The organism is Blastococcus sp. SYSU DS0533 (genome assembly GCF_054050775.1).
This window is the reverse complement of record NZ_JBJGZZ010000002.1, coordinates 221,698-234,753: the sequence shown is the minus strand read 5'-3', so window position 1 is coordinate 234,753 and position 13,056 is coordinate 221,698. Positions and strand designations below refer to the sequence as shown.

The following is a 13,056-nucleotide window of genomic DNA, read 5'->3' as shown; positions in this document are numbered from 1 at the left end:
GGGGATGTGTTGCGGGGTCGTAGCGCGGACATTTCCCGCCGGGATCACGCGCTCCGCCGGGTGTGCTCCTCGTCGCATGCCGACGTCGCGCAGCCCTGCACCGCGACGCACGTGCGGGGAGCAGCGGTGGGCCGCGCCCGCGGAACACGGCTGAAACCTCGGTTCCGTACCTTCCCACCGGTGATCACACCAGTGCTCCAGCCGGGGAGCGGCCCGATCGCCGCCGGCACGTACCTCCCCGCCACCCCGGACGCCGTGCTGTGGGGCCGGCTGCCGTGCGCGGCGGACTCCCCGGTGCTCACCGTCGCCGCCGGCACCGAGATCACCGTCGACACCGTGAGCCACGAGGGGATCCTGGAGGACCAGGGCCGCGACCCCGTGACCTACTTCGGCCGGCACGGCGTCGCCGAGGTGCTCGAGGACGCCGTCGCCCTGGCGAAGAGCGACGACCCGCACCGGTTCGGCGTCGACGGGCCGCACGTCGTCAGCCGGCCGATCGCCGTCGAGGGGGCCCGCGTCGGCGACCTGCTGGCGCTCACCCTCCTCGACGCCACGCCGCGCGTCCCCTACGGGGTCATCTCCAACCGGCACGGCCGGGGCGCGCTGCCCGGTGAGTACCCCGGCGACGACCTGCCCGTCTTCAGCGCCTTCGCCGGCGTGGACGCCGACGGAGCGCACGCCTCGCTACCGCTGACCCCGGGCGGTGAGCGCAAGGCGCGGTTCCCGCTGCGCCCCTTCCTCGGCATCATGGGTGTCGCCGTGCCCGGCGGCGAGCGGCCCCACTCGGTACCGCCCGGCCGGCACGGCGGGAACCTCGACATCGCCCTGCTCACCGCCGGCAGCACGCTGTACCTCCCGGTCCAGGTCGACGGCGCGCTCGCCTACGTCGGCGATCCGCACTTCGCGCAGGGCGACGGTGAGGTGAGCCTGACGGCGTTGGAGGGCAGCCTGCGCGCCACCGTGCGGCTCGACGTGGTCGCGCGCGAGGACGCGCTCGCCCGGTTCGGCGAGCTGGCCGGGCCGCTGGCCGAGACGTCGGACTTCCTGGTGCCCACCGGTCTCGACGAGGACCTCGACGTGGCGGTGCAGAACTGCGTCCGCGCCGCCATCGCCCTCCTGCAGGCCGGGTTCGGCATGGACCGGCGGCTGGCCTACGCCTACCTGTCGGCCGCCACCGACTTCCGCATCAGCCAGGTGGTCGACGTGGTGAAGGGCGTGCACGCCACGATCCGCAAGGCGGACTTCGCGTGACGGGCGAGACCCCGCCCGGGTTGCTGGAGGCGGTCGCCGCCTACGAGGCCGCGCTCATGGCCGACGACGTCGCCGTCCTGGACCGGCTCTTCGCCCCCGGCCCGGACACGCTGCGCGCCGACGCCGACGGCGTGCTGGTCGGGCACGACCGGATCGCCGCCTTCCGGGCGCGCCGCGGCGGCGCGCCTCGGCGCACGCTCGCAGAGACGCACGTGCAGGTGATCGGCGCCGACTCCGCCCTCGTCGTGGCGGTGACCGACCTCGCCCGCGGTGGGCGCGGACTGCAGACCCAGCTGTGGCGGAGGGCCCCCGGGGTGTCGGAGCACGGGGGCTGGCGGGTCACCGCCGCGCACGTCTCCGTGGCGCCGCCCGCCCTGGACACCCGGGTCTGGCGCGTCGTCGGCGACCCGCTCGTCCGGCCGACGGGCACGGGCCCGCTGACCGGGCAGACCGTCGCGGTCAAGGACCTGTACGCGGTGGCCGGCCACCCCGTCGGTGCGGGCAACCCGGCGTGGCTGGCGACCGCCCGCCCGGAGCCCCGGCACGCGACCGCCGTCGCCGAGCTGCTGGCAGCAGGCGCGGCCGTGCGCGGGATCGCCCGCACCGACGAGCTCGCCTACTCCCTGGCCGGGACGAACCCCCACTACGGCACTCCGCCGAACCCCCGGGCCCCGCACCGCATCCCGGGTGGCTCCTCCAGCGGCAGCGCCAGCGCGGTCGCCCTGGGCCACGCCACCGTCGGCCTGGGCACCGACACCGGCGGGTCGATCCGCGTGCCGGCCGCCTACCAGGGGCTGTTCGGCATCCGGACGACCCACGGAGCCGTCGACCGGACCGGCCTGGTCCCGCTGGCACCGGAGTTCGACGCGGTGGGCTGGCTGACCCGGTCCCCGGAGCTGCTGCGCACGGTCGGGGACGTGCTCCTGCCACCGGGATCCCCGGGCGGCCGCACCGAGATCATCGTCGTCGACCAGCTCGTCAGTACTGCGCAGCCCGACGTCGCCGTGGCCGTGCGGGCCTGGACGGCCGCGGCCGGCGCGAGAACCCTCGACGTGCTGCTCGACGAGCTCGACGAGTGGCGCACCGCGTTCCAGACCTGGCAGGCATTCCAGGCATGGCGCGTGCACGGCGCGTGGCTCGACGAGGACCTCGACGTGCTGGGCGACGACGTGCGCTCCCGCTTCGAGGCGGCCGCACGCGTCGACGGCGCGGCCGCCGAGCGGGCGCGCGCGGTGCTGGACGGCGCCCGCACCCGGGTACGGGACCTGGTCGGCGACCGCCTGCTGGCCCTGCCGAGCGCGCCCTCGGTGGCTCCGCCGATCTCCACCGGCGCCACCCTCGCGGACCGCAACGCCACCATGCGGCTCACCTGCCTGGCCGGGATCGCCGGGCTGCCCGCCGTCAGCATCCCCGTCCGGACCGCCGACGGGCTTCCCGCCGGCGTCTGCCTGGTGGCCGGAGCGGGGCGCGACCGCGACCTGCTCGACCTCGTCGTCGAGTACACACAACGCTGAAACGGACGCAACGCGCCTGAAACGGCGGTTTCCTACGTTCGCCCGGTGCGCATCGCCCAGTTCGACACCCTCGCAGCGGAGGAGGCCGCGGCCCTGCTCCGGCGCTGCGCCGACATCCCCTCCTTCGCGGCCGCCGTCTCGGACGGGCGCCCCTACGGCTCGGTGGACGCCCTCCTCGCCGCCGCCCGGGAGCGGACCGCCTCCTGGACCGACGCCGAGGTCGATGCCGCCCTGGCCGACCACCCGCGCATCGGTGAGCGACCGGCCGGCAACGGGCCGGCCGCCGCGCTGGCCGGCCGGGAGCAGGCCGGCGTCGACCCGGCGGACGAGCTGCTGCGGCAGCGGCTGGCCGAGGGCAACCGGAGGTACGAGGAGCGCTTCGGGCGGATCTACCTCGTACGCGCCGCGGGGCGCACCGGACCGGAGCTGCTGGACATCCTCGAGCAGCGCCTGGCCAACGACCCCGCCACCGAGCGCGCGGTGACCCGGGCCCAGCTCGCCGAGATCGCCCTGCTCCGCCTGGAAGGGCTGGTCACCCCGTGAGCTCGTTCAGCACGCACGTCCTCGACGCCGCGCTCGGCCGCCCGGCAGCCGGCATCGACGTCGTCCTCACCCTTCCCGACGGCAGCACGGCCGGCGGCACGACCGACGCCGACGGGCGCGCAGGGCTCGACGTCGACCTGCCCCGGGGTGAGCACGTCCTCCGGTTCGCGACCGGTCGGTGGTTCGCGGCGCAGGGACGCGCCACGTTCTTCCCCTCGGTCACCGTCCCCTTCGAGGTGGCCGACGACGGGCACCACCACGTCGCGCTGCTGCTCAGCCCGTTCTCCTACACCACCTACCGGGGGTCCTGATGAGCAGTTCGTACGTGCTCGGCCCGCACCAGTACGGCAAGGCGGAGGTCCGCCTGGTCCGCCTCGAGCGGGGGACGCCGGAGCACGGCATCGCCGACCTCACCGTCACGACCCAGCTGCGCGGCGACTTCGGCGCCGCCTACACCGACGGCGACAACGCGCACGTGCACGCCACGGACACGCAGAAGAACACCGTCTACGCGCTCGCCAAGGAGCACGGCGTGGCCTCGCCCGAGGCGTTCCTCCTCGTGCTGGCCGGCCACTGGCGCGCCCAGCCGTGGGTGACCGGCACGCAGATGACCGCCGGGCAGCACGCCTGGGTCCGGGTCGGGGCCGGCACACCGGGGGCGGGCCACTCCTTCGCACGCGACGGCGGCGAGGTGCGCACCGCGGTGGTGCAGACCGACGGCGACGAGACGTTCGTGCTCGGCGGGCTCACCGGGCTGACCCTCCTCAAGAGCACCGGCAGCGAGTTCTCGGGGTTCCCGCGCGACCGGTTCACCACGCTGGCCGAGACGACCGACCGGATCCTCGCCACCAGCGTCACCGCCTGGTGGCGGTACGCGGGGGCCCCGCCGGACTGGGACGCCGCCCACGCCACCGTCCGCGCCGCGCTGGTGGAGGCCTTCGCCGCGACCCACAGCCTGGCGCTGCAGCAGACCATCCACGCCATGGGCGCCGCCGCGATGGACGCCGTCCCCGAGGTCGCCGAGATCCGGATCAGCTGTCCGAACAAGCACCACTTCGAGGTCGACCTCGACCCGTTCGGGCTGACCAACGGTGGTGAGGTGTTCGTCGCGGCCGACCGGCCCTACGGGCTGATCCAGGCCACGCTCCAGCGCGCCGGCGTCCCCGCGGAGCCCCGCGCCTGGGCCGCCGTACCGGCCTTCGCGTGACCGCCGCCCAGACGGCCACCTCCACGCTGCGTGCGCGGCGGGTGCTGATCGGTGACGACGTCCGGCCGGCCACGGTGCGCATCGCCGGTGGCCGGATCGCGGCGATCGAGCCCTACGACGGCGACCTCCCCCCGGACGTACCGGACACCGCCTACCTGCTGCCCGGGGTCGTCGACACCCATGTGCACGTCAACGAGCCGGGGCGCACGCACTGGGAGGGGTTCGCCACCGCGACCCTGGCCGCGGCGCTCGGCGGCGTCACGACGCTCGTCGACATGCCGCTCAACTCCATCCCGCCGACGACGACCGTGGCGCACCTGCGGCGCAAGCGGGAGGCCGCCCGCGGCCGGCTGGCCGTCGACGTCGGGTTCTGGGGCGGGGCGGTCCCGGGCAACGAGGGCGACCTCGAGCCGCTGTGGGACGCCGGCGTGCTCGGCTTCAAGTGCTTCCTCTCCCCCAGCGGCGTCGACGAGTTCCCGCCGCTGGACCCCGCCGGCTTCCGCCGGGCGCTGCGGACCGTCGCCGGGTTCGGCGGGCTGGTCGTCGTGCACGCCGAGGACCCCGCCGTCCTGGACGCCGCACCTGCCCGCCCGAGCCGGGCGTACGCCGACTTCCTGCTCAGCCGGCCCGACGAGGCCGAGACCCGCGCCATCCGGCAGGTGCTCGACGGCGCCCGGGAGACCGGCGCCCGCGTGCACGTGCTGCACCTGTCCAGCGCCCGCGCCCTGCCGCTGCTGCGTGCCGCACGGGACGAGGGCCTGCCGGTCACCGTCGAGACCTGCCCGCACTACCTCCTCTTCACCGCCGAGCAGGTGCCCGACGCCGCCGCGGAGTTCAAGTGCTGCCCGCCGATCCGCGACTCCGGCAACCGCGACGAGCTGTGGGCGGCGCTGGCCGAGGGGGTCGTCGACTGCGTGGTCAGCGACCACTCCCCCGCGACCGCCGAGGAGAAGACGCGGGGCGGCGGCGACCTGCAGCAGGCATGGGGCGGGGTGTCCGGGCTCCAGGTCGGGTTCACCGCGGTCGCCGCCGAGGCCGCCCGGCGTGGCATCGACGTCGCGACGGTCAGCCGCTGGATGTCCCGGAACACGGCCGACCTGGTCGGCCTCGACCGGAAGGGCCGGATCGCCGTCGGCGCCGACGCGGACCTCGTCGTCCACGACACCGCCGGCGAGACCGCCGTCGACGCCGCCCGGCTGGCGCACCGCAACCCGATCTCGGCCTACGACGGGCTGACCTTCCCCGGCCGCGTGACCCGCACCCTCGTGCGCGGCCGCGCCGTCGACCCCGACCGCCCCGACCACGGATGGGGCGCCCAGCTGAGGAGGAGCGCCTGATGGACGCCACCGCCGGCCTCGACGTCCCGCCCCGGCTGCTCATGGGCCCCGGGCCGATCACCGTCGACCCACGGGTGCTGCGGGCGATGTCCGCCCAGCTGGTGGGCCAGTTCGACCCGTTCATGACCGAGGCCATGACCGGCACGATGGCGCTCTACCGCGAGGTGTTCCGCACCGCCAACGAGCAGACCTTCCTCGTCGACGGCACCTCCCGGGCCGGGATCGAGGCAGCGCTGGTCTCGCTGCTGGAGCCCGGCGACCGGGTGCTCGTGCCGGTCTTCGGCCGGTTCGGCGCGCTGCTGCGCGAGATCGCCGGGCGGTGCGGCGCGGAGGTGCACACCGTCGAGGTGCCCTGGGGGCAGGTCGTGCCGCCGGAGGTGGTCGAGGAGGCGGTGCTGCGCGTGCGGCCGAAACTGCTGGCGGTGGTGCAGGGCGACACCTCGACGACGATGTGCCAGCCGCTGGCCGACCTCGGGGAGATCTGCCGCCGGCACGGGGTGCTGCTCTACTGCGACGCCACCGCCTCGCTCGGCGGCAACCCCTTCGAGGCCGACGCCTGGGGGGTCGACGCGGCCACCGCCGGGTTGCAGAAGTGCCTCGGCGGTCCGCCGGGCAGCGCGCCGATCACCCTCTCCCCGCGGGCGGTGGAGCTGATCGAGGCCCGCACGCACGTCGAGGCCGGCATCCGCGACGACGGGGACACCGACCGCGGCACCCGTATCGCCAGCAACTACCTCGACCTCGCCCAGATCATGGCGTACTGGGGCCCGCGCCGGCTCAACCACCACACCGAGGCGAGCTCCATGCTGTACGCCGCCCGGGAGTGCGCACGGCTGCTGGTCGAGGAGGGCATCGACGCCGCGATCGTCCGGCACCAGCTGCACGGGCGGGCGATGCTCGCCGGCGTCCGTGGCCTGGGCCTGGAGGTCTTCGGCGACCCCGCCCACAAGATGAGCAACGTCGTCGCGGTGCACGTCCCGGACGGCATCGTCGCCGACACCGTGCGCGCGGCGCTGCTGGACGACTTCGGAATCGAGATCGGCACCTCGTTCGGGCCGCTGCACGGCCGGGTCTGGCGGATCGGGACGATGGGCCACAACGCCCGCCGCGACGCCGTCCTCACCACGCTGGCCGCCCTCGAGCAGGTGCTGCGCGGCTGCGGGGCCGCCGTGCCCGCCGGCGGCGGCGTCGGCGCCGCGCGCGAGGTGTACGCAGCATGACCACCGCCACCACCACCGCCGAGGCCGTCCTGGCCCGCTGTGCCGAGCTCGACCGGCTCTCCGCCAGCCCCGACCACCTGGAGCGCGTGCACCTCACCCCGGAGCACGCGGCGGCCAACCGGCTCGCGGCCTCGTGGATGGCGGCGGCCGGGCTGACCCCGTGGCAGGACGCGGCGGGCAACCAGTGGGGCCGCCGCGAGGGCCGCTCCCCCGGGCTGCCGGCGCTGGTGCTCGGCTCCCACCTGGACACCGTCCCCGACGCCGGCAGCTACGACGGGATGCTCGGCGTGGTCATGGCCGTCGCGGTGGCCGAGCGGCTGCGCGGCGCCGACCTGCCGTTCGCCCTCGAGGTCGTCGGGTTCGGCGACGAGGAGGGCGCCCGGTTCGGCAAGGCGCTGCTCGGCAGCCAGGCGGTCGCCGGAGCCTGGGACCCCGCCTGGGAAGACCTGCGGGACGCCGACGGGGTGACGCTGCGCCAGGCCTTCCTCGACTTCGGCCTCGACCCGTCGCGGGTGGGCCAGGCGACCCGCCGGCCCGGGGAGCTGGTCGGTTACCTGGAGGCCCACATCGAGCAGGGGCCCTGCCTGGAGGCCGCCGACCGATCGCTGGGCTACGTCACCGCCATCGCCGGCGCCCGGCGCTTCCGGCTGTCGGTCCTCGGCGAGGCCCGGCACGCCGGGGGCACCCCCTACGACCGGCGCCGCGACGCGCTGGTCGGGGCGGCCGAGGCGGTCGTCGCCGTGGAGCGGATCGTGCGGGCCTCGGACTGCATCGCCACGGTCGGCCGGGTCGAGGTGCACCCGGGCGCGGTGAACGTCGTGCCCGGCCGGGCCGACCTGACCCTGGACCTGCGGGCCGCCACCGACGCCGACCGCGACGGCATGTGGGAGGTGCTGCGGGCGGAGATCGGCGCGATCTGCCGCCGGCGCGGACTCGACCTGGAGGTCGTCGAGACCCACCGGGCACCCGCCGCGCGCTGCGCCCCCTGGCTGCAGGAGGCGGTGGTCGCCGGGATCGGCGCGACCGACGACCGCGGCGCCGCCGAGCCGCTGGGGCTGTGGAGCCGCGCCGGGCACGACGCCATGGCGATGGCGGCGGTGACCGACGTCGGCATGCTCTTCCTCCGCTGCGCGGACGGGATCAGCCACTCCCCCGACGAGGACGTCCGCGAGGTCGACGTCGCCCGGGGGCTGGACGCGTTCGAGGCCGCGGTGCTCCGCGTGGCCGCCGCGGTGGAGGCGCGCGCGTGAACGGGCCGCGGATCGACGAGCGGATCGCCCGCTGCCACCCGGCGCTGACCGCGCAGGAGCGGCGCGCCGCCGAGACGCTCCTGGAGCACCTCGACGACCTGGCCACCTACCGCGCGGCCGAGCTGGCTGCCCTGGCCGGTGTCTCCAAGGCGACGATGAGCCGGCTGTTCCGCTCGCTGGGCTTCACCGACTTCGACGAGGTCCGCGACCACCTCCGCTCGCTGCGCACCGCGGGTGAGCCGCGGCGCGTCGGCGGGCCGCCCGACCTGGCCACGCACGCCGGGTCGGAGGCGACCGCCGTCGCCGCCGCCGTGCTCGAGCCGGCGGTCGCCGAGGCCGTGGCGGTGCTCGCCGACGCCCGCCAGGTGCTCGTCGTGGGATGGCGCAACAGCCACCCGGTCGCCCTGCACCTGCGCGAGCAGCTCGTGCAGGCCCGGCCGCGGGTGCACCTGGCGCCGCTGCCCGGCCAGGTGGTGGGCGAGGAGCTCGCCGACCTCGGCCGCGGGGACGCCGTCGTGGCCGTCGGCTTCCGCCGCCGCCCGGCGGGGTTCGCCGGGTTTCTCGCCACCGCCGCGGCGACGGGTGCCGACGTCGTGCTGCTCGGCGACCCCACCGCCGTGGGGCACTCCGGCGCCGCGCGGGTGTGGCTGCCCTGCCCGGTGCAGGGCACGCTGGCCTACGACTCCTACGCCGCCGCCATGAGCGTGGTGGCGGTGCTGGCCGACGGTGTCTTGTCCCGCGTGGGGCGCACCGGCCGGGACCGGATCTCGGCCATCAGCGCCACCTACTCGCGCCTGGGCGAGGTGGAGTAGTGGACCTGGCCTGGGTGGAGACCTACCGCGGCGCGCGGGACCGGGAGGGCCTGCGGCTCCGGCCCGGCGAGCGGCTGCTGGCCGGCGGGACGTGGTTGTTCTCCGAGCCGCAGCCGGCGGTCACCGGCCTGGTGGACCTCACCGCGATGGACTGGGACGCCTGGGAGCCGCTGCCCGGCGGCGGCCTGCGGCTGGCCGCCACCTGCACCGTTCAGCAGGCCCGGACGGCGCCGTGGCCCGATCCGGTGCTGGCCGGGCGGTGCGCCGACGCGCTGCTCATGTCGTTCAAGGTGCAGTCGGCCGCCACGGTGGGCGGCAACCTCTGCCTCGGGCTGCCGGCCGGGGCCATGATCGCGCTCACCGCGGCGCTCGCCGGCGAGATCGTGCTCTGGACCCCCGAGGGCGGGGAGCGGCGGGTCCCCGTCGCCGGGTTCGTGCGGGACGTCGGCGTCGTGGACCTGCGGCCCGGCGAGGTGCTCCGTGCCGTCGAGCTGCCCGGATCCGCACTGCGTGCGCCCACGGCGTTCCGCCGCGCCGCCCTCACCGACCACGGCCGCAGCGCCGCGCTCGTGATCGGCCGCCGCGACCCGGGCGCCGTCGTCCTCACCGTGACCGCCTCGGTGCCCCGGCCGGTGGTGCTGGCGGTGCCGCCGACCGCGACCGGTACGGCGGTGCACGACGCGGTGGCCGACGCGTGCGGCGCGGCGGGGTGGTTCGCCGATCCCCACGGGGCCGCGGACTGGCGGGCCGCCCAGACGGTGCGGCTCGCGGCAGAGGTGCACGCCGAGCTGGGAGGGGGAACCCCGTGATCCTCGACGGCAGCGAGGTGCCCGGTTCGCCGGCGCCCGGCCAGTGCCTGCGCAGCTGGATCCGCGAGTGCGGCGGGACCGCGGTGAAGAAGGGCTGCGACTCGGGGGACTGCGGCGCGTGCACCGTCCTGCTCGACGGCGTGCCCGTGCACTCCTGCATCACCCCTGCCACCCGCGCCGGCGGCCGGCAGGTGACGACGGCGGCGGGGCTCGGCACGCCCGAGCACCTCTCCCCCGTGCAGCGGCGCTTCGTCGAGGCGGCCGCCTTCCAGTGCGGCTTCTGCACGCCCGGCTGGGTGGTGACGGCGACGGCGCTGGCCGCCGCGGACGGCACCGTGGACGTCGCCGAGCCCGAGCGCGCCTTCAAGGGCAACCTGTGCCGCTGCACCGGGTACCGGTCCATCCGGGACGCGCTCGAGGGCCGGGCGAACGTGGCGACCGGCGGCGGCGTCGGCTGCTCGGTCGCCGCCCCGGCCGGGCCGCGGGTGGTCACCGGCCGGGAGGAGTTCACGCTCGACCTCCCCGACGCCGGGCTGCTGCACGTGGCCCTGGTCCGCTCGCCGCACGCCCACGCCCGGGTCCTCTCGGTCGACGCGGCCCGGGCCGAGGTGCTCCCCGGTGTCGTGCTGGTCCTCACCCGCGCCGACTCCCCCGACGTCCTCTACTCGACCGCGCGGCACGAGAGCCGGCTGGACGACCCCGACGACACCCGGCTGCTCGACGACGTCGTCCGCTTCCAGGGCCAGCGCGTCGCGGTGGTCGTGGCCGAGTCCGCCGCCGTCGCGCAGCGCGCCGCCGCCCTGGTCGAGGTCCGGTACGAAGTCCTGCCGGCCGTCTTCGACCCCGAGACGGCGCGGGCCCCCGGTGCCCCGCTGCTGCACGGCGACAAGGACCCGGCCGCCTCCCGGATCGCCGAGCCGCACCGCAACGTCGTCGCCGCCACGCACGGTGAGGTCGGCGACGTCGCGGCCGGCCTGCGCGCCGCCGCGCACACCGTCCGGGGCACGTGGACCAGCGGCCGGGTGGCGCACGCGGCCCTCGAGACGCACGGCGCCCGGGCGTGGGTCGACGACGACGGCACCCTCGTCGTGCGCACCAGCACCCAGGTGCCCTTCCTGGTCCGGGACGAGCTGGCCCGGGTGCTCGGCCGCGACCGCGACCGGGTGCGGGTGGTCGCCGCGCGGGTCGGCGGCGGGTTCGGCGGCAAGCAGGAGCTGCTGGTCGAGGACGTGGTGGCGCTGGCCGCGCTGCGGCTGGCCGAGCGCGGCGACCGGCGCCCCGTGCAGCTGGAGATGACCCGCGAGGAGCAGTTCACCGCCATCCCGCTGCGGCACCCGATGCGGGTCTCGGTCGAGGCCGGCGCCGACGGCGAGGGGCGGCTCACCGCCCTGCGCGTGGAGGTCCTCAGCGACACCGGGGCCTACGGCAACCACGGGCCCGGCGTGATGTTCCACGGCGTCCACGAGTCGGTCGCCGTCTACCGCTGCCCGGCCAAGCGGGTCGACGCCGAGGCGGTCTACACCAACAACCCGCCCAGCGGCGCCTTCCGAGGCTACGGCCTGGGCCAGGTGGTCTTCGCCGTCGAGTCGGCGCTGGACGAGCTGGCCCGCGAGGTCGGGATCTCCCCGTTCGAACTGCGCCGCCGCAACGTGGTCGTGCCCGGCGACCCGCTGGTGGTCAACGGGCCGCCGAGCACCGACCTCGAGTTCGGCAGCTATGGCCTGGACCAGTGCCTGGACCTCGCCGAGGCGGCGCTCCGGGAGACCGGGCCGGCGGAGCCCCCCGCGGAGGGCTGGGTCATCGGTGAGGGGATGGCGCTGGCGATGATCGCCACCATCCCGCCGCGGGGGCACCACTCCCACGCCCGCGTGGCACTGGCCCCGGACGGCACCGCCACCGTCTCCGTCGGCACGGCCGAGTTCGGCAACGGCACGGCCACCGTGCACACCCAGCTGGTGGCCGACGCCCTCGGCATCGCCCCCGACCGCGTCCGCCTGATCGCCTCCGACACCGCCACCTCCGGCTACGACTCCGGCGCCTTCGGGTCCACCGGGTCGGTGGTCGCGGGGCTGGCCGTGCAGCGCGCCGCGGCCGACGTGCGCCGCCGGCTCGACGCCCTCGGCGGCCTCCCCGCCCTCGCCGGCCTGGAGGGGCCGCTCGTGGCCACCGGCACCAGCGACGGCGGCCGGCGCTCGGTGGCGTTCAACGTGCACGCCGTCCGCGTCGCGGTGCACCCGGCCAGCGGCGAGCTCCGCGTCCTGGACTCGGTGCAGGCCGTGGACGCCGGCGTGGTGCTCAACCCCGAGCAGCTGCGCGGCCAGGTCGAGGGCGGGGTCGCCCAGGCCTTCGGCTCGGCGCTGCAGGAAGAGGTCCTCGTCGAGGAGGGCCAGGTGCTCACCCGCGGTTTCCGCACCTACCGCACCCCGCAGCTGGGCGACGTGCCGACGACGCGGGTCCTGGTCGCGGACACCGTCGACGCCCTGGGCCCGCACGGCGCGAAGTCGATGAGCGAGGCCCCCTACAACCCGGTCGCCCCCGCGATCGCCAACGCCGTGCGCGACGCCGTCGGCGTCCGGCCCCACGCCCTGCCGATGAGCAGGGACCGCATCTGGCGGCTCACCCGAGGAGGCACCGCATGACGTCCACCGTCGACGAGAAGTGGCTGCAGCAGGCCGTGGACCTCGCCACCGCCAACGTGGCCGCCGGGGGCGGCCCGTTCGGCGCGGTCGTGGTCCGCGGCGACGCCGTGATCGCCACCGGGGTCAACCGGGTCACCCGCGACCTGGACCCCACCGCGCACGCCGAGGTCACCGCGATCCGGTCGGCGTGCCGGGAACTGGGCACGTTCTCCCTCGCGGGGTGCACGCTCTACACCTCCTGCGAGCCGTGCCCCATGTGCGCGACCTCGGCCCTGTGGGCGCGGCTGGACCGGGTGGTCTTCGCGGCGAACCGCCACGACGCGGCCGACGGCGGGTTCGACGACCGAGCGTTCTACGACCTGCTCGCCGCCGAGCCGCCCACGTGGCCGACCGCGGTGCACGAGCTGCGGCTGGGATCCGCGATCACGCCGTTCGCGGCCTGGCGGGACAACCCGCGGCGCGTGGACTACTGAC

12 protein-coding genes are annotated in these 13,056 nt (G+C 76.3%); all 12 read left to right on the top strand.

Going from position 1 to position 13,056, the window contains the following annotated elements:
- The first annotated feature begins 180 nt into the window (after positions 1 to 180).
- From ACI79W_RS04185 to ACI79W_RS04130, 12 genes are read left to right on the top strand one after another with little or no spacing between them, the layout of a single operon-like run.
- A complete protein-coding gene (locus ACI79W_RS04185) occupies positions 181 to 1,251 on the top strand; it encodes an acetamidase/formamidase family protein (protein ID WP_456560815.1) in 1,071 nt (356 codons plus the stop codon).
- On the top strand, positions 1,248 to 2,765 hold the full coding sequence (locus ACI79W_RS04180) for an AtzH-like domain-containing protein (protein WP_456560814.1): 1,518 nt from the start codon (positions 1,248 to 1,250) through the stop codon (positions 2,763 to 2,765). The genes ACI79W_RS04185 and ACI79W_RS04180 overlap by 4 nt, the downstream gene beginning before the upstream one ends.
- Positions 2,766 to 2,810: 45 nt before the next feature.
- Entirely contained in the window at positions 2,811 to 3,308 is a 498-nt protein-coding gene (uraD, locus tag ACI79W_RS04175) for a 2-oxo-4-hydroxy-4-carboxy-5-ureidoimidazoline decarboxylase (protein ID WP_456560813.1), read from the top strand.
- Complete coding sequence (gene uraH, locus ACI79W_RS04170) at positions 3,305 to 3,619, top strand: hydroxyisourate hydrolase (protein WP_456560812.1); 315 nt, start codon at positions 3,305 to 3,307, stop codon at positions 3,617 to 3,619. Before uraD ends, uraH begins: the two co-directional genes overlap by 4 nt.
- Entirely contained in the window at positions 3,619 to 4,515 is an 897-nt protein-coding gene (pucL, locus tag ACI79W_RS04165) for a factor-independent urate hydroxylase (protein WP_456560811.1), read from the top strand. The genes uraH and pucL overlap by 1 nt, the downstream gene beginning before the upstream one ends.
- On the top strand, positions 4,512 to 5,852 hold the full coding sequence (allB, locus tag ACI79W_RS04160; protein WP_456560810.1) for an allantoinase AllB: 1,341 nt from the start codon (positions 4,512 to 4,514) through the stop codon (positions 5,850 to 5,852). Before pucL ends, allB begins: the two co-directional genes overlap by 4 nt.
- Positions 5,852 to 7,072, top strand: coding sequence for a pyridoxal-phosphate-dependent aminotransferase family protein (locus ACI79W_RS04155; RefSeq protein ID WP_456560809.1), 1,221 nt, complete (start codon positions 5,852 to 5,854; stop codon positions 7,070 to 7,072). The genes allB and ACI79W_RS04155 overlap by 1 nt, the downstream gene beginning before the upstream one ends.
- On the top strand, positions 7,069 to 8,322 hold the full coding sequence (locus ACI79W_RS04150) for an allantoate amidohydrolase (RefSeq protein ID WP_456560808.1): 1,254 nt from the start codon (positions 7,069 to 7,071) through the stop codon (positions 8,320 to 8,322). Before ACI79W_RS04155 ends, ACI79W_RS04150 begins: the two co-directional genes overlap by 4 nt.
- Positions 8,319 to 9,134 carry a MurR/RpiR family transcriptional regulator gene (locus ACI79W_RS04145; protein WP_456560807.1) on the top strand — a complete coding sequence of 272 codons (816 nt, stop codon included), beginning with the start codon at positions 8,319 to 8,321 and terminating at the stop codon, positions 9,132 to 9,134. Before ACI79W_RS04150 ends, ACI79W_RS04145 begins: the two co-directional genes overlap by 4 nt.
- On the top strand, positions 9,134 to 9,943 hold the full coding sequence (locus ACI79W_RS04140; protein ID WP_456560806.1) for an FAD binding domain-containing protein: 810 nt from the start codon (positions 9,134 to 9,136) through the stop codon (positions 9,941 to 9,943). Before ACI79W_RS04145 ends, ACI79W_RS04140 begins: the two co-directional genes overlap by 1 nt.
- Positions 9,940 to 12,582, top strand: coding sequence for a molybdopterin-dependent oxidoreductase (locus tag ACI79W_RS04135; RefSeq protein ID WP_456560805.1), 2,643 nt, complete (start codon positions 9,940 to 9,942; stop codon positions 12,580 to 12,582). Before ACI79W_RS04140 ends, ACI79W_RS04135 begins: the two co-directional genes overlap by 4 nt.
- Positions 12,579 to 13,055 (top strand): nucleoside deaminase, encoded by a 477-nt coding sequence (locus ACI79W_RS04130; protein ID WP_456560804.1) that lies wholly within the window; start codon positions 12,579 to 12,581, stop codon positions 13,053 to 13,055. The genes ACI79W_RS04135 and ACI79W_RS04130 overlap by 4 nt, the downstream gene beginning before the upstream one ends.
- The last annotated feature ends 1 nt before the right edge of the window (position 13,056 follow it).

Coding starts and splice junctions, on each gene's coding strand:
- pucL (WP_456560811.1), top strand. CDS start 3,619: ATGAGCAGTTCGTACGTGCTCGGCCCGCACCAGTACGGCAAGGCGGAG.
- ACI79W_RS04155 (WP_456560809.1), top strand. CDS start 5,852: ATGGACGCCACCGCCGGCCTCGACGTCCCGCCCCGGCTGCTCATGGGC.
- ACI79W_RS04150 (WP_456560808.1), top strand. CDS start 7,069: ATGACCACCGCCACCACCACCGCCGAGGCCGTCCTGGCCCGCTGTGCC.
- ACI79W_RS04130 (WP_456560804.1), top strand. CDS start 12,579: ATGACGTCCACCGTCGACGAGAAGTGGCTGCAGCAGGCCGTGGACCTC.